Source organism: Paenibacillus zeisoli (assembly GCF_003994465.1).
Lineage (GTDB): Bacteria > Bacillota > Bacilli > Paenibacillales > Paenibacillaceae > Fontibacillus > Fontibacillus zeisoli.
On record NZ_RZNX01000001.1, the window covers coordinates 1,220,306 to 1,237,182 of the forward strand.

Annotated in this window: 11 protein-coding genes; 1 reads left to right on the forward strand and 10 read right to left on the reverse strand. The window is 50.2% G+C overall.

All coding sequences use genetic code 11. From position 1 onward, the window contains the following. Positions 1-20: 20 nt before the first annotated feature. A complete protein-coding gene (gene xylA, locus EJP77_RS05825) occupies positions 21-1,337 on the reverse strand; it encodes a xylose isomerase (protein ID WP_127198178.1) in 1,317 nt (438 codons plus the stop codon). A gap of 177 nt (positions 1,338-1,514) precedes the next feature. On the opposite strand from xylA, the gene EJP77_RS05830 reads away from it, so the two are divergent. Next, positions 1,515-2,732, forward strand: coding sequence for an ROK family transcriptional regulator (locus EJP77_RS05830; protein WP_127198179.1), 1,218 nt, complete (start codon positions 1,515-1,517; stop codon positions 2,730-2,732). A gap of 21 nt (positions 2,733-2,753) precedes the next feature. Here EJP77_RS05830 and EJP77_RS05835 read toward each other — a convergent pair whose 3' ends face one another. The 9 genes from EJP77_RS05835 to EJP77_RS05875 all read right to left on the reverse strand — a co-directional run bounded on the left by EJP77_RS05835 (position 2,754) and on the right by EJP77_RS05875 (position 16,876). Then, a complete protein-coding gene (locus EJP77_RS05835) occupies positions 2,754-3,644 on the reverse strand; it encodes a DMT family transporter (protein WP_127198180.1) in 891 nt (296 codons plus the stop codon). 90 nt (positions 3,645-3,734) lie between these two features. Beyond that, positions 3,735-5,231: a hypothetical protein gene (locus EJP77_RS05840; protein WP_127198181.1), complete on the reverse strand. Its 1,497-nt coding sequence runs from the start codon at positions 5,229-5,231 to the stop codon at positions 3,735-3,737. 225 nt (positions 5,232-5,456) lie between these two features. Next, positions 5,457-5,912 (reverse strand): DinB family protein, encoded by a 456-nt coding sequence (locus EJP77_RS05845; RefSeq protein ID WP_127198182.1) that lies wholly within the window; start codon positions 5,910-5,912, stop codon positions 5,457-5,459. Positions 5,913-6,136: 224 nt separating this feature from the next. Continuing rightward, positions 6,137-9,295: an alpha-mannosidase gene (locus EJP77_RS05850; RefSeq protein ID WP_127198183.1), complete on the reverse strand. Its 3,159-nt coding sequence runs from the start codon at positions 9,293-9,295 to the stop codon at positions 6,137-6,139. Next, the gene (locus tag EJP77_RS05855) at positions 9,295-11,598 is read right to left on the reverse strand and encodes a glycoside hydrolase family 3 N-terminal domain-containing protein (protein WP_185897162.1); all 2,304 of its coding nucleotides are present in this window, start codon (positions 11,596-11,598) and stop codon (positions 9,295-9,297) included. The genes EJP77_RS05850 and EJP77_RS05855 overlap by 1 nt, the downstream gene beginning before the upstream one ends. A gap of 33 nt (positions 11,599-11,631) precedes the next feature. Continuing rightward, positions 11,632-12,549, reverse strand: a complete 918-nt coding sequence (locus tag EJP77_RS05860; RefSeq protein WP_127198184.1) for a carbohydrate ABC transporter permease — start codon at positions 12,547-12,549, stop codon at positions 11,632-11,634. A 27-nt stretch (positions 12,550-12,576) separates the two neighbouring features. After that, complete coding sequence (locus EJP77_RS05865) at positions 12,577-13,506, reverse strand: ABC transporter permease (RefSeq protein WP_127198185.1); 930 nt, start codon at positions 13,504-13,506, stop codon at positions 12,577-12,579. Positions 13,507-13,594: 88 nt separating this feature from the next. Continuing rightward, complete coding sequence (locus tag EJP77_RS05870; protein WP_127198186.1) at positions 13,595-15,076, reverse strand: ABC transporter substrate-binding protein; 1,482 nt, start codon at positions 15,074-15,076, stop codon at positions 13,595-13,597. Between the two features lie 276 nt (positions 15,077-15,352). After that, positions 15,353-16,876 (reverse strand): response regulator transcription factor, encoded by a 1,524-nt coding sequence (locus EJP77_RS05875; RefSeq protein WP_127198187.1) that lies wholly within the window; start codon positions 16,874-16,876, stop codon positions 15,353-15,355. Between the last annotated feature and the right edge of the window lies 1 nt (position 16,877).

Here is a 16,877-nt window from a genome sequence, read left to right on the forward strand (position 1 = left end):
AAATTGACTACACATCTATTCTATAGATCGCCCAGGATATATTGGTTAAATACAGAGCGAATCAGTTCCAGTCGGCCTGATTTGTTGTTAACAGGATTGTTCTGAAGCGCATGAGCCTCAAGGGATTGCAGAGTTGCCTTGCCGGATACAATATCCTGTCCGATGCCTTCCTTGAACGTAGCATAGCGTTCCTCAATCACATTCTCAAACACGCGGTCCTCTATCATTTTGGCCGCTACTTTAAGTCCCTTGGCATACGCATCCATCCCCGCAATGTGGGCATAGAACAAATCCTCGGGCTCGAAGGAACCGCGGCGGACCTTCGCATCAAAGTTCACGCCCCCGCGGCCGATGCCGCCGTTCTTCAGCACTTCATACATGGTCAGTGTAGTCGTATAAAGATCCTGCGGGAATTCGTCCGTATCCCATCCGAGCAGCATATCCCCCTGGTTCGCATCCAGCGAGCCCAGCACGCCATTGATCCGGGCAACCCGGAGCTCATGTTCGAAAGTATGTCCGGCAAGCGTGGCATGGTTAGCCTCAAGGTTCAGCTTGAAATGATCCTTAAGACCATATCTGTGCAGGAAGGCAAGTGTAGTAGCCGCATCAAAGTCGTACTGGTGCTTGGTTGGCTCTTTCGGTTTGGGCTCAATCAGGAACTGTGCGTTGAAGCCAATCTCCTTGGCATAATCAATCGCCATTTGATAGAGGCGGGCAAGATTATCAAGCTCAAACTCCATATCTGTATTTAGCAAAGTCTCATAGCCTTCACGACCGCCCCAGAACACATAGTTCTCTGCACCAAGCTCCTTGCCGACTTCAAGGCCTTTCTTCACCTGGGCAGCCGCATAGGCATAGACCTCTGCGTTACTTGTCGTACCTGCGCCGTGGGTAAAGCGGGGGTTCGTGAACATGTTCGCTGTATTCCAGAGCAGCTTGGTGCCGCTGGTCTTCATGTATTCTTTTATCATATCAACAATAACGTCCAGATTCTTGTTCGTCTCCTGCAGCGTCTCCCCTTCTGGGGCAATATCCCTGTCGTGGAAGCAGAAGAACGGAGCATTCAGCTTGCTGTAGAATTCAAATGAAGCTTCAACCCGGGCTTTGGCCAGATCCAGACCGGAATATTTATTCCAGCCGCGTACTGCTGTACCTACTCCGAAGGGGTCCGTACCATCAGCTGTGAAAGTGTGCCAATAGGCAACCGCGAAGCGAAGGTGCTCTTCCATCGTCTTGCCGCCAACCATTTCCTGTGCGTTATAGTACTTGAAAGCTAGTGGATTCGTAGAGGATTTACCTTCGTAAGCGATTTCATTAACATTTGAAAAATAACTCATGCAAATGCCCTCCCAGACAGTATGATAATTGGTTCTGCCCATATCTTACACCCTCAAACTTAGTTTGTCTATTGCATAAACTAAGTTATTGATTAATTTTAATGAACGTTCTACACTTAATGAAATGAACTGTTTTAACGCAGGTCTTCTAACTCTTTGGAATATTGAGGTGCAATTATGCGGCAGCTTACGGGCGACCAATTCCTGGTCAAACAAATTAACAGCTCTATCGTACTTGATCTGATCCGAACGCATTCTCCCATATCGCGAGCAGCCGTATCGGTCAAATCTGGTCTGAATAAAGGGACGGTCTCCAATCTGGTCAATCAGCTTATCGAGAACGGATTAGTCGAAGAAATGGGACAAGGGGAATCCAGCGGCGGTAGAAAACCGGTTATGCTTAGCTTTAATCAGCGCGCCGGGTATGCAATTGGGGTTGATCTGCGAATTGACATGGTCTCGGCCGTGCTTACGGATCTCCAAGGGAGCATTGTGCAGCAGATTGAATCTTCGCTTGAATCTATCGAATCTGAGCTCGTCTGTACTGTTCTCTCCAGAATGATTCATGAACTAATTGCATCAGCACCTAAAAGCCATTACGGAGTTGTGGGCATTGGTGTAGGTGTTCCGGGTATTGTGGATGACAACGGCATGGTTCTTTTTGCTCCAAATCTGCATTGGAATAACGTCAATCTGGGAGGAAGGCTCAGGGAGGAGTTCCAGATTCCTGTGGTAATTGATAACGAGGCCAATGCCGGTGCACAGGGAGAGAAAGCCTTTGGAGCTGGCACAGATCGTGACCATTTAATCTATCTTAGCGTCAGTCATGGGATCGGCACGGGGATCGTAATTAATAAAGATATTTATAAAGGGGCATCGGGATACTCCGGCGAAGCTGGACACACGACCATTGAAGCAGATGGCAAGCAGTGCAGCTGCGGCAATTATGGCTGCTGGGAGCTGTATGCCTCCGAGCGTGCTCTTCTTGAAGAAGCGCGTCAATCAGATACTCTTAAAGAAGCGGCCAAAGCCTATATACCGGATGGTGATGATCTGAGGCTCGAGCACCTAGTGCAGCTTGCGGAAAGCGGGAACGAAGAAGCAAGGTTTATATTGAAGAACAACGGCCGCTTTCTCGGGATAGGAATTGCCAACATCATTAATATTTTTAACCCTGAGCTGATCATTATCGGGAACCGGATTGCCTTGGCCGAAGCTTGGATAGCGGGGGAAATTCGGGAGACTGTTGCGAGACGTGCACTGCCTTACCATAAAGACAAAGTTCAGGTCGAATTCTCCCACCTTAATATGGGAGCTACCGTGATCGGGGCTGCTTCACTAGCCTTGACCCAGTTCTTCGACAAAATGCGGGTATCTGTGGAAAGATCAACCTAAGGAGCAAGCCCTGGCTGCTCCTCAGTCCCTGGCTGTCTCTCTGCCGTAACGGATAAACACCCAGACCCCCACAATAATGATCACCCCGGCCACCAGCTGCAGCCCAGTAAGTCTCTCACCCAGTAGCTGCCAAGCCAGAATGGAAGCCACCACCGGTTCACCCAGAACCGCCATGGACACGGCAGAAGCATTCATATACCTCAGCAGCCAATTGAATAAATAATGGCCAAACAACGTGGGAATTAGGGCAAGCAGCAGGAACAACCCCCACTCTCTCTCCGAATACCCTCCGAATGGAATACTATTGACCGCATTATAGACAGCCAAGAAGACACCTGCAAAGGCAAATACAGAGAAATTATAGACATAAGCACTGGTTCTCTCTCGCATCCGTTTCCCAATCAGAAGGTGGGCAGACACCGCAATTACGCTTAGGAAAGACAGTACATCCCCAATTAACGCAGATCCGGATAATGTAAAATCCCCCATGCTGATGGCCAGCGACCCGGTAATGGCTACGGCCATTCCTATTCTCATGGCTCTATTTGAATGCAGGCGGAACAAGAAGAAAGAGCCGAGCATAACGATAATCGGCTCTAAGGTCAGGATGACGGTTGAACTGGCCACCGTAGTATAGCGAAGGGAGGCCATCCACAGCAGGAAATGAAGTCCCAGCGCAGTCCCCGATACGAAGAGCATGCCGAGCTGTCGTAGGGTCAGCTTAGAGAGTTCAACTCTATATTTCCAGAGCAGCGGAATTAAGAGCAGGTCTGTGATGAACAGACGGTACATGGCAATAATAGATACCTCAGCCTGCGACCATTTCACAAAAATGGCCGCAAACGAGATAGCGATTATACCCAGCACATAGAGTATTTCGATGGAGAATCCGTTGTTGTGTGAAGGTTTCAAGTTATGTAGGTTCTCCTTTCCTGGAATCCCAGGCCATATAGATTAATAAATTAAGACAGTGTGATGGATTCCTTCTTCAATTCAAGTCAATTATTTGGGCAGATAGGGACGAACTACAAGAAGTGTGGCTGTGGCCTTATATCCTTGGTATTCAGCTGTAATCTGAGTAATGCCCGGAGAGAGTCCGGTAATATCCCCCGCTTCGTCAATGGAGGCGATTTCGGGATGCTCTATGGAGAATTTGGATTCACCTGTCACGGGGATTACACTCCCGTCTGATTTCTTGAACAAGGCTATCAGGTCTATCGATTGGTTGACGGTTAAGGAGTACTCATCCGAGTCAAGAGTAAATACCCCATCGATCTCTCCGGGTTCACCGCCGGGCAGGGCCGATTTGAAACTCGTAAGATTCAGCTGTTCGGCATTCTCAGAGGTGCCCAATAAGGCAAGACCTCCATCAGGCAGATAAGCTCTGAATCCACCGGTTGAAGCCGATGCCGGAATATCTTGATGAAGCACGGAAATTATTTTCCCGCCGAGACTGACCTTCACGGTCACCAGATCACCACGATCTTTGGTACTGCCGATGACTTCATATCCATGATCCGAAGGTTTCAGATAGTCAAAACTTGTACCGGACAGCTCCGGCGAGGAATCCGTCAGCCTCTTGTTCCATAGAGTCTGCCCGTCACTACCAACCTTCCACAGACCTTCGGCATTCAGCATCGTATACCCATCGCCCTCTGGAGCAGCCTCGATTTGTTTGTAACTTAATCTTCCCCAGTCTAGGGACTCTTTAATTCGTCTGGACACAAACTTACCGGAGGAGCTGTACTTTACAAGCAGCGGATAGCTGCGGGGCAAATTGACATTCTGGGTATCCCCTATGGCCCAGTATCCACCATCTAGCGCCGGGACGGCATCCCAGAACGATTGGCCTGCACCGAAGTTTTCGAGGGAATTACTGAAGGTCTGCTCCCATTCCTTCTTTCCATCTCTATCCGTCTTAAGAATATATGCTGGAGCCGTATCTGACCTGTTATATGTCGAAGAGGTCACAATGAAACCGCCATCCGAGGTTTCCCTCACGCTGTTGACCGGGTTTGCTACTTTAGATACGTAGATTCGGCCCCATTCTTTGCTGCCGCTAGAAGATAACTTAAGGAGATAGGCAACGTAGATGGGTCTCCCATCGCTGTTATCTTTAACAGCTGCCCCAATGATATAACCGCCATCGCTCACCTGTGTAATCGTATAGCCGTGGAGCGCGTCTGTGTCATATTGATTATCAAAAAATTCCTTGTCCCACTCCACGGTCCCATTCTTATCGGTCTTAATCACATTCAGTTTCGTAATATAGTCCGTGCGCCCCGTCTTGTCAGCCAGAATTACCATACCTCCATCTGCCGTTGGCGCCACATCACGGGGCTCATTGTAATTAGAGGAATCCCCATAGAACTGTGTCCATTCCTTCTCAAGGACAGGCGAACCTGCCGAGGCATTCCCGGTGCCGGATTCACTCAGCGACAGTCCAAATCCGAGACAGACCACCATGAATAACTTCACGTATTTTCGCACAACTGGCATAAGACAGCATCACTCCTTTATTTGGAATAAAGAACTGACTTCATTGTGCAGGATAGCGTTCCGCATCCAACAGGTACATCAAGATCAATCTGTCTATGAGGTTTGATGCATTTCACACCTCTGACCGCAGCAAGCCAATTTCTGTTCCCGGACATTTGAACTAGGCTGCTAACTGTCTATGCGATTATGCGAGATACTAAATTATTGTTCTGAATAAGAGCAGCTTCACTCTTCTGCCTGCCCCAAGCCTCTTCGAATGAAATTAGCCGAGATCGGCGTCAGTCCCAGCTCTCTCGACCAGATGGACAGCTGGCCTATATGATGGATCTCATGAGCGATAACGTGACGGATCACCTCGCCATAGGTAAAGGAGTCCAATTGCCGCTTTTCCTCATCCTCGGACCACCTATCAATATAATCCTTGATCTCCAGTCTGCATTTGTCAGACAACTCCCGTACCGACTCAAGGGTAGGATAGTCTTCATATCTGTAATGGAATTCAGGTGCGCCCATTAGTCCTCTGATCCAGGACTGCTCAACATCTACAATGTGCAGCAGGGTACGCAGAATGCTCCCCACACCGCCGATTCGTTCACGAATCAGCTCTTCTGCGGCAACTTGTTCACACCAATCGAACCATTCTTCCCTAACCTGCCAATTGTACCTGAAAAACAGCTTCATCTCGCCACACTCCCACTGTTCATGATTAGATTCCTAAATAAATTGATCTTCGAATGGATTTCATTAGACTAGTAGAGTATTCGACGACTTGGGATACATTCCTTGTAACCATTCTTGTATCCGTTAAAATCAATAAAGGCACCCAATACGGGTGCCTTTATTAGTACGAAAAGGTGCTCCAGTGTATACGTATTATGATCGGTTAGATTAGATACGTAGGATTCCTATTGAATGAGAATGGTGACAATCTCATAAGGTGAGAAGGAAAGTTCGATCTGGCTCTCGTTCACCTCTAGTACATCACCCGGATCCTCCAACGCGTTAGAAAGATATACCGTCTTGAAGGCATACGGCCAGTTCAGCTTCACCGTCTCCCGGCCACCGGAAGACTCATAGAATCTGAGTATTGTCCCCTGTCCGTCTTCCGCGGGCTTCACCGTATCAAGAATGACATGCCTGCTCTCAAGTTCGATAAGAGAACCGCTGACCGGGAGATTACCCGCATGGCGACTTGTCTGCTGCACGGACACATCGTGATTCAGCTCGGCTGCCCTTCTTAGCGTATGGGCAGTACGCCAGTCTCCCTCATGGGGATACAGAGAGTAAGTGAACTCGTGTTCTCCCAGATCTGCTTCTACATCCGGCCATTTCGGTGCGCGCAGCAGGGACAAGCGAATCGTACTTCCCTGAATGTCATATCCATATTTGCAGTCATTCAAGAGGCTTACGCCGTACCCGTGCTCTGAGACATCCGCAAAGCGGTGGCCGCACACTTCATACTGGGCCTGCTCCCAGCTGGTGTTCCGGTGTGTTGGGCGCTCCAGGGTACCGAACGGAATTTCATACGTTGCTTTATCTGTAACCACGTCAACAGGAAAACCAACCTTGAGCAGCTTATGCGCTTCATTCCAGCTCACCTCGGTGCTAAAGTCAATTCGGCGGTCATTGTGATAGAATATCATATCTTGTCTGATCTCCGACTGATGAATCCGCCAGCGGAACCTCAGCACATCCCTAACGGTGCCTGCGTGTACAGTTGGGGGCTCCAGCAGCTGCGCCTCTCCCGCCACCTGCTCTTCATAGCGGTCATCAAGATCCCAGGCATCCCATAGGGTTGGACGATCATGAAAGAAGTGGAACTGGTTCGCACGCTCTCCCTTCTTCACAAGCTCTCGTCCTGCTGCCTTGTCGTACAGGCTTGTGATCTCGCCCCGATCATTGAAGTTCACCCGGTAAAATGCGGTCTCCCAGGTGTTATTCCACTCAGTGGAGCTTCCTGAGCCCAAGACTTCCTCAGAACAAGACTTCAACCAAATGGTGGTATAGCCCAAGGCCGGAATTTCCGGTACAAGAACCGTCACCCCGTCTGCCTCCCTCTCAATCGGAAGCTTTCTTCCTTCTGAGTCAAACACACTAAAGGCCTGCTCATACTCCGCCGCTTCGGTTCTGATGCGGATTACCGCACTGCGGCACCAGCCCAGACTGTTGAACACGATATAGGGGGTTCCTTCACCATATCCATCTGTTCTCACCTGATCGGCAACGATCTCAAGCCCATGTCTCAGACTCGAAATCCCATAATCGAAGATCTGGGTGTATTCCTTCTCCGAGGTCACATAGGCTTCCGTAATGGCTGACCCCGGAATAATATCATGGAACTGATTGAGCAGAATCAGCTTCCAGCCTTCATGCAGAGCTGAACGGATCTCAGCCTGAGCAGCTTTGTCCATGGCTTTGTCCATGGTTCTGTCCATCGCTTTATCCATCGCTTTATCCTTCGCTTTATCCACGGCTGCCAGTGCCAGCGAATTCCAGAGCTCCGCTTCCCGGTACAGCACCTCTGCTTTGCGGTTCTTCCTCTTATTGCGGGCATGGGTAGTATAAGTACCACGGTGGAGTTCAAGGTACAAATCCCCGTGCCACTCGGGCAGCTTCGGCTGTGCCTTGCTGATTCCGGCAAAGAATTCGGAGGCCGTGCTGTATCTGCTTGCAGGCTGGCCTACCATAAGCTCGGCACGGTCGATATATTCAAGCATTTCCCGGGTAACTCCACCGCCGCCATCTCCATGTCCATACAGGAGCATCTGCTCAGGATGAGCTGCCTTCTGACGATAAGATTGCCAATGATCATGAATATCCTTCGGAAGCGTGTGCTCATTCACCCCGTGATTCAGATAGGACAGCATGGAAGTGCCATCTATGCCGACCCAGTGAAATAGATCATGGGGAAAAACATTCGTGTCATTCCAGCCAAGCTTGGTCGTCATGAAATACTCCACTCCGCCGTGCTTCAGAATTTGCGGAAGCGAAGCGCAGTATCCGAACGTATCCGGAAGCCATTCGATGCGGGAGGTTCTACCGAACTCCTCACGGTAGAACCTCTGACCGTATAACATCTGCCGAATCAGAGACTCGCCGCTCGGGATATTCAGATCAGGTTCAACCCACATCCCGCCGACCAGCTCCCATCGTCCTTCGGCAACTCTTGCTTTGACCCGCTCATACAGTTCAGGATCTTGCTGCTTCAAGAAGGCAAACAGGAGCGGCTGGCTCTGTGCATATCGATATTCCGGGTATTCATCCATCAGCCGGTCTACGGTAGAGAAGGTTCTGCTCGTCTTCCGAACCGTCTCGCGGACTGGCCACAGCCAGGCAATGTCAATATGTGACTGGCCAACCATGTGCTCCAGTCCCTCTGCATTGCCTCCAACCTCCTTCACTCCGCGAACCAAGGTCTCTTCGATCGAGGCAATGAATTCCCCCTCATGAATCTCCTTAGTTTCCAAATTCATAAATTGATCCATTGCCCGGTACAGGGCTTCGATCAGCCGAGTACGCCGGAAATCCTCTCCAGATAAGAGTAGCGCCGTATCCCTGATGACCGTAACGGTATACATGAGGCTTCTCACCTGATGATTAGGACGTACCATAAGACTAGTCACCGAAGTAATCGGCGGCTGAATGACAGCCTGGCGATTCAGCGGGTCAACCGGCTCAGGAACGGGATCGAACAGCTCAATCTCGAGCACGGGCGTTGATCCCACTTTAGACGGATCCAGGGTAACATAGGTATGATTGCGATCCAGTCCCTGAAAGGACCTGCCATTCACCCGCAGCAGTCCCTCCCCGCCGGATTCAAATACGAGGCCAAATGGGGCATTCATCCAGCTGGCGGGGATATCCAGTTTTTTTCTAAAAAAATAGGTAGTGCCCTGCTTGCTTGGAAAAGGCTGCAGCTGCTGTCCTTCCGGATACGGTGCCGCATCCTCATACTCTCCAGGCGCTTTATAGTAGGAGCGAGTAATTTCCCATTCTTGGAGCTCTTGAACCTCCAGCCACTGACACTCCGACAATTCGCGGATAAATCTTCTAATACGCTCCATCACTTACTCTCCTTCAGGATGAGATCCGTGAACATGACATCCTCCGAGTGCCTGCCTACTCCGATCCGGAACAGGCCAGGCTCCACCACCGGCTTCAAATTCCTTCCAATATACTGGAGCTGCTCGGCTCCTATTTTGAAAGACACCGTCTTGGTCTCGCCCGCCTCCAGTGCAATCTTGGCGAAGCCCTTTAATTCCTTCCCTGGGCGTGTCACGGTGCTTACGGCATCTGTGATATACAGCTGAACCACCTCAGAGCCTGCACAACTTCCCGTATTTGTAACCTCTACACTGACTGTTCCAGACTCCCCGACTGCGATTCGTCCGGCACTCAGCTTCAAATTGCTGTAGCTGAATGTCGTATAACTCAGCCCGTAACCGAAGGGATAACGGGCCTTCGAGTCCTCTTCCAGGTACCTTTTTCCGCGTGTGCGCTTGCCGTTATAGTATACCGGCAGCTGCCCGACATGCTTCGGTACCGAGATCGTCAGGCGCCCGGAAGGGTTCACATCCCCGAACAGGATGTCCGCAATCGCGTGTCCACCTTCCTGCCCGGGGTACCAAGCTTCGAGAATCGCATCCGCATGCTCATCCACCCAAGGCTCTACGATCGGCCGGCCATTGATATAGACGACAATAAGCCGTCTGCCAAGCTTATGAATCTCCTGAAGCAGTTCGAGCTGAACCCCCGAAAGTCCAAGGGTCATTCGGTCGATCCCTTCCCCGCAGTCCATGTCGCTCCATGCATTCCCGGATACCTTGGAAGCACCGGTCTTCAGGTCAATCGTGCCCTCACCAAAGTCTCTTGCACTTGATCCGCCCACAACCATAATGACGGTATCCGCCTGAGCGGCACAGTTCAGAGCATGCTCGAAGCCTTCCTTGACATCGCCTCTGATCCGGCACCCCGGAGCGTACAGCACGCTATCCGGCGAAGAGACCCGCTTGCTGCGAATTCCCTGCAGCACGGTAGTGACCTTGGATCTCTCCTGCGGTGAAGTGTAGTCTCCCAGCTGGTTATAGCCTTGATCCGCATTGGGCCCGATGACTGCAATTTGCCCCGCTGCCTTGGACAGCGGGAGTGTCCCAGCTTCGTTCTTCAGAAGGATGACGCCCTCCGCAGCAAGCTGGCGGGCCAGCTTCACATGCTCCGGACTTCCGATCACCTTCTCCGCCCGCAGCGGATCTACATATGGATTCTCGAACAGTCCAAGCTTGAACTTCAGTCCAAGCACCCGCCGGACCGCGAGATCTAGCATTTCCGGCTCAAGCCGGCCTTGGTTAACGGCATCCACCAGATGCCTGCCGAACATCTCGCCGGACATCTCCATATCAATGCCTGCGCGAAGAGCCTGAACCGCTGCATCTAATCCATCCTCTGCCACATCATGTCCACTGGCAAGCATATCGATCGCCCCGCAGTCGGTAATAACCATGCCATCGAATCCCCAGTCCTGACGAAGAATCCGGTCCAGCAGCTCTGTGTTTACGGTACAAGGAATTCCGTCAATCTCGTTATAAGCCGGCATAACCGAGGCAGCTCCAGCCTCAATGGCTTTCTTGAATGGGTATAGATCTACCTCAAGCAGCTCGCGCCAACCCATATGTACAGCACCTGCATTACGGCCTCCCTCCGAGCTTCCATAACCAGCAAAATGCTTGAGCGTGGCAGCTACACTATTCCCGCTCTCTAGGCCTTCGCCCTGAAGCCCCTCCACAGAGGCAACTGCGAACTCGCCAATCAGGAAGGGATCCTCGCCGAAGCACTCCTCCGTCCTTCCCCAGCGCGGATCCCGGACTACATCCAATACAGGCGAGTACGTAACGGCCCCTCCCTGTGCCCGGGTCTCCCTGGCGACTGCCCGGCACATTTCCCGGTACAAATCCACATTCCAGGTGCTGCCTACCGATAAAGGAACCGGAAATACCGTGCCATCGATGGCCATATGTCCATGCGAGCATTCCTCACCAATCAGAATAGGAATCCCGAGACGGGACTCCTCCACGGCATAGCGTTGAATGAGATTCACAGCCTCTGCCCCTTCACTGGCAGACAATCCATTCTCCAGCGTCACCCCGGTCCAGGGATCAGCCCGAAGAACCCCGTATAACGAGCCGATTCCGCCCTGCTGAACCTGCTGCTTGAACGACTCGTTCAGCGTGATCTTCCCATCTCTATTCTCATAGGTGTGCCAGCCGAAAGGTTGAAGCAGCTGACCTACCTTCTCTTCCGTAGTCATAAGTCCGAGCAGGTTCTCCACCCGCTCAGCAATCGGGTACGTCTTATCTTGGTAAGTCATCATATCGGCAGTCTCCCCACTAGAGTGATCTTCTCTTTATTCCTTGACCGCACCGACCGTCAGGCCCTGTACGAAGTAACGCTGGAAGAACGGATAAGCAAATACAATCGGAAGTGTTGCAAGCACAACCATAGCCATGCGGGCTGTATCCTGCGGGATGGATTGAAGCGCAGTCATACTTAGCGAGCTGTTCGCAGAGTTCTGCTGAATGAACTGGATGCTCGATTCAATCCGCATCAGCATGGACTGTAGCGGCACAAGATTTGGATTCTCAATATAGAGCAGGGCATTGAACCAATCATTCCAGTACCCCAACGTACTGAACAGGCCGATCGTTGCAAGTCCCGGAAGCGACAGCGGCAGCACGATTTTGAGGAAAATGTAGAAGTCGCCTGCACCATCGATTTTGCCTGATTCGATAATGGCATCGGGTACACTGGTGCTGTAGAACGTGCGCAGAATCATGATATAAAAGGCATTCATGGCCAGCGGAAGAATCATGGCCCAGATCGTATCCTTCAGACTAAGCAGCTGGGTTACAACCATATAGGTCGGTATCATACCGCCGTTGAACAGCATCGTCAGAATCGCGAAGATAGCGAAGAATCTCCGGTAACGGAAGCTTTTTCTCGAGATAGCATAGGCATAGAGCGAGATCAGGATCAGACTGATCAGCGTTCCAAGAACCGTTACAAGTAGGGTCACTCCATAGGAACGCAGCAGCGTATCCCCGGTCTGGAAGATGAACCGGTAAGCTTCAAGACTCCACTTGGCTGGAATCAGCCGATAACCATCCCTGGCGAGCGTCTTCTCATCAGTTAGCGAAATGATGACTACGAACAGAAATGGGAATACACAAAGGAAAGCAAACACAGCCGCAATCAAATTCAGCACCCAATTCCAGCCGCGTGAAATATGATGGAAATCACGTTTTTTTCTAATTACCTCAGCCATGGCTCGGCACTCCTTTCATAACGCGTTCTAGAATAATGCACTGTCTTTGTCCATCTTGCGGACAACAAAGTTCGATACGATAACCAGAACAAATCCGACAATCGACTGATACAGCCCGGCTGCGGTGCTCATCCCGATCTCCCCGGTGGTCTTTAGTCCCCGATATACGTAAGTATCAATGACATTCGTTACCGAGTAGAGCGTACCTGAATCTCTAGGCACCTGATAGAACAAGCCGAAATCGGCATAGAAGATACGTCCGACGGCCAGGAGGGTCATGATGATAATAATGGGCGACAGCATCGGGATTGTAATTCTCCGAATCTGCTGCCACTTGCTCGCGCCGTCGATCATGGCCGCCTCATACAGCGACTTATCAATCCCCAGGATCGAAGCCAGATACACGACACTGCTGTAGCCGATGGCCTTCCAAAGGTTAACGATAACCAGAATGTAGGGCCAGTACTTGGATTCCGAGTACCACTGGACCGGATCGGCCCCGAACCAACCCAGAATCTGATTCAGCATGCCGCGATCCAGGCTCAAGAAGCTGAAGGCGAAATAGCCAACGATGACCCAGGAGAGAAAATACGGCAGGAACATGCCCGTTTGATAGATTTTGGCCAGCCGCTTGTTAACCAGCTCCGAGAGAAGAATCGCCATAGCTACGGAGAGAATAAGCCCGAGCAGAATAAAGGCAATATTGTACAGGAGCGTATTCCGTGTAATTACATAAGCATCATCCGTACTGAACAGAAATTTGAAATTGTCCCAGCCTACCCACTCACTCTTGGCAATACTGGCCCAGAAGCCTTCTCTGCTGAACCGGTACTGCTTGAATGCAACAATCGTGCCGACCAGTGGCAGATAGGAGAAGAAGAAGAACCAGATGGCGCCTGGCAGCACCATGAAGAGCATGACTTTGTTTTTGGCCAGATTTCTGAAGAACTGAACCATAGGTTATCCCTCCTGAAGTTATACTGAAAAGGACCGGGCGAATTAGTCACCCGCCCGATCCTCACAAAAGTTATCATCTTATTAAGAATTACTTGCCGCCACCGGCTCTCCAGGCATCAAGCTGCTTTTGTGCTTCTGCGATGACTTTGTCAAGACCCGCCTGATTGAATTTCTCAATCGCTTTTGGAAGGTTCGTCTCTGGATCAAGTGTACCGGTCATCAGTGCGGCCCAGAACTGCTCTTTCACATTCTGAACGGCTGCAAGCTCGGAGGATACCTTGGTTCCATCAAAGTTAAAGCTCAGGATTGGTGAGTTTGTGCCTGCCGAGTTGAATTTCTTGAACTCATCCCACTTGTTGTCAGGGTCATTCGGATTGAGATAGAGCAGCATGTTATTGCCCAGGGAATAGGAAGGCATGTCGTAGTTCTTGGACTCAGGCAGATTCTCAATATGCTTGTCATCTACCTTCTTGTAGTGTGTTCCTTCAAGGCCTGAATCGACCATGTTGCGAAGTTTCTGATCTGTATTGAGCAGGTTCAGGAACTCCATGGCTTTCTCCGGGTGCTCCGAGTTGGCTGAAATGGCCATAATCGAACCTTGAACAGAGGTGTTCGTAATAATGGCATCACTCGCTGGAGTAGACACTACCGGATATCCATAGCTGGCAGACCACTGGTTATCCGCAAGCGGCTGAGTCTGTGCACGGTCCAGGAACCAATTGCCTGAAGTCATGAGGTCATTGGTCGATCCGGTTGTTGCTGCTTCCGGAGATACGTAACCCGCTTTGTAATACTTGTGCATCGTAGTCAGAGCTTCCTTCATCTCCGGTGTCTCAAGAATATTCACAATCTTGTAGTCGGTGGTATCCAGCTTCACCGCCATTGGAAGGTTCTGAATAATATAATCGTAAGGAACATAAGGAACGTAGTTCTTATCCATGGCGAATGCTGTTACGCCTGTCTCCTTCTCCTTGATCGTCTTCAAGAGAGGCTCAAGGCTGTCAAGAGAGCGTATATTGGAAGTATCCAGCTTGTACTTGTCCAGCAGGTTCTTGTTGAAACGCCATACTTCCTGCTGAGGAAGCTCTTTGTTCGCCGGAATCCCGTAGTTATGAGCATCAACCTTGGAACCGCTGAGGAAGGCCGGATCAATCGTCTTCTTCAAATCTTGACCATATTTGTCTAACAGATCGTCCAGTTTATAGAAGGCGCCTTTTCTGGCATTCTGCACATAATCGAACCCGCCTGAGGAAGTGAAAATAATATCCATCGGTTCACCGGATGCTACGTTTACCTGCATTTTTTGAGAATAGTCTCCCCAGTCGATCATTTTCATCTTGATCGTGGCGTTGATCTTCTCTTTAGTGTATTTGCTGACTTCGGTCATAACCTTGTCAACATCCTTCTGCGGAGTCCCGATGGTGTACCAGATCAGCTCAACTGGCTTGTCGCCGTCTGTTCCACTTCCTCCACCTGCACTTTCCTTGCTGCCTCCACAGGCACTAAGAACGAGTGTAAGGGACAATAGCGTAGCTAAAACGAAAGAAAATCTTGTCTTCATCTTGCTCATGAACGTATCCTCCTCGAATTCATTATGACTCCCCAAGCTTGCAAAGTTGCTGGTATTGCGGGGCTGCCGCTTCTAATTTCTTAACATGCCAGCCCGTATCAGCTACATTAACCTTATCGAATGAAAGCATTTTCAAAAAGAAGTTAAACCTAAGATATTGAGATATAAATTAAAGAAAAGTAATGCGCTTACATCCACGCCACAAAAAAAGCATCCCGCAGGTCCGATGTTCTCCCGGGGGAACAGCTGAACTTCTGCCTTGGATGCTTCGGCCTTTTAACTGAGCCCCTTGTAATCGGTGGGGGATATTCCGACGTATTTGCGGAACTGCTTGTAGAAATATCCGGTCTCCCAGTACCCGACATTCCTTGCGATTTCGTGCACCTTGAGATTCGTATTCTTCAGCTGTTCCTTGGCTCTTTCAATACGGTATCTGTTAATATACTCTGCAAAGGTTTCCCCAGTCTCCTTATGGAACAGCTGCCCCAAATATACAGGATGAAGATGATACTGAGCTCCGAGAGTCTTCAGTGACAGCTCAGCTGCATAGTGGACCGCGATATAGCTAAGCACCTGATTCACAATCGGATTCTTCATATCCTGCAGAAGCGAATTTATGGTCACCTGGGCTGCATCCTGCAAGGCACGAACCAGTTCTTCAAAAGAAGTACACTCTCGTATGCGGCCTAAGAACAGTTGATACAGCTCGGACTCATCCGTATGCTTGATGCTCTCAAGCTCCATCTTGAACCTGATGATCAGCTCTAGGGCCGCATGCTGCAGTTCATAAGGCCGGATGCCGCTCTGCAGCTGAAGCTGCCCGAAATCGCTCAATATTCGGGCAGCCAAGGCTCCATGGTCCCTTGCAATAATCAGCTTCGCATAGTCTCTCCACTGAATGGGGAACCCAGCGCCAGTGCGCTCTCCTGCCGATTCGAGCGAGGCATAATCCATCAGATAGCGATCCGGGAAGATCATAAAGTATTCCATTGACTTCTTCGCCTCACTGTAGCAAATAGCTGATTCATCAGGAAGCATGCCTACCCTGCTGACACCAATCCGAACTGCCTGTCCCTGATCCCTAAGGCGGTCAGCAAGCTCTTCCAGCTGCCTGAACAGCTTCTGCCCGTCTACTGCTTCATTCGCGAGAGCAGCAACTATAATAATATCCCCGTCCACATCTCGAAACTGGGTAACCTGATCTTCATTACTGAACTGCTGATGAACCTGCCGGAAGATATCAGTAGTACTCCCTTCTGGCCGCAGAACGGCAATCCGGATAAAGGGACGTTCAAATGAAATACCTAATAGTTCGGCCCTTTGAGCAAGCTCAGATTCCGCAATCTGCTGCGTAAGCCAGCGATATAGTGTATTGTCCTTCAGGATCTGTATACTGTAATCGTCATATAATTGATCTGACTTTGAACTATCCAGCTTGGCCACTGTATTCCTGAGCGTGGACTCAAGCTCTTCCACGTTGATCGGTTTGAGCAGATAATTCTCAATACCGAGCTGCATGCCTTCCTTGAGATAGTCAAATTCGTTGAACCCGCTGAGGATGATTACCTTCAAATCAGGATGCAGCTTCCGCGCCTCACGGATCAAGCTGAGTCCGTTCATAACCGGCATGGAAATATCCGTAATCAGAACATCCACCGGCTTGGTTGCCAAGGCCTCCAGCGCCATTTGTCCATGCTCAGCCTGACCCACAATCTCCATCTCAAACTGCGACCAATCAAGCAGGTCATAGAGTCCTTCAAGAATAAACGGCTCATCGTCCACAAGGAATACTTTATACATA

Bases quoted from the DNA above. Each gene is read 5' to 3' on its own strand.
- EJP77_RS05840 (WP_127198181.1), bottom strand. From the start codon at position 5,231: ATGCCAGTTGTGCGAAAATACGTGAAGTTATTCATGGTGGTCTGTCTC.
- EJP77_RS05860 (WP_127198184.1), bottom strand. From the start codon at position 12,549: ATGGCTGAGGTAATTAGAAAAAAACGTGATTTCCATCATATTTCACGC.
- EJP77_RS05865 (WP_127198185.1), bottom strand. From the start codon at position 13,506: ATGGTTCAGTTCTTCAGAAATCTGGCCAAAAACAAAGTCATGCTCTTC.
- xylA (WP_127198178.1), bottom strand. From the start codon at position 1,337: ATGAGTTATTTTTCAAATGTTAATGAAATCGCTTACGAAGGTAAATCC.
- EJP77_RS05830 (WP_127198179.1), top strand. From the start codon at position 1,515: ATGCGGCAGCTTACGGGCGACCAATTCCTGGTCAAACAAATTAACAGC.
- EJP77_RS05850 (WP_127198183.1), bottom strand. From the start codon at position 9,295: ATGGAGCGTATTAGAAGATTTATCCGCGAATTGTCGGAGTGTCAGTGG.
- EJP77_RS05875 (WP_127198187.1), bottom strand. From the start codon at position 16,876: ATGTATAAAGTATTCCTTGTGGACGATGAGCCGTTTATTCTTGAAGGA.
- EJP77_RS05870 (WP_127198186.1), bottom strand. From the start codon at position 15,076: ATGAGCAAGATGAAGACAAGATTTTCTTTCGTTTTAGCTACGCTATTG.
- EJP77_RS05855 (WP_185897162.1), bottom strand. From the start codon at position 11,598: ATGATGACTTACCAAGATAAGACGTACCCGATTGCTGAGCGGGTGGAG.
- EJP77_RS05845 (WP_127198182.1), bottom strand. From the start codon at position 5,912: ATGAAGCTGTTTTTCAGGTACAATTGGCAGGTTAGGGAAGAATGGTTC.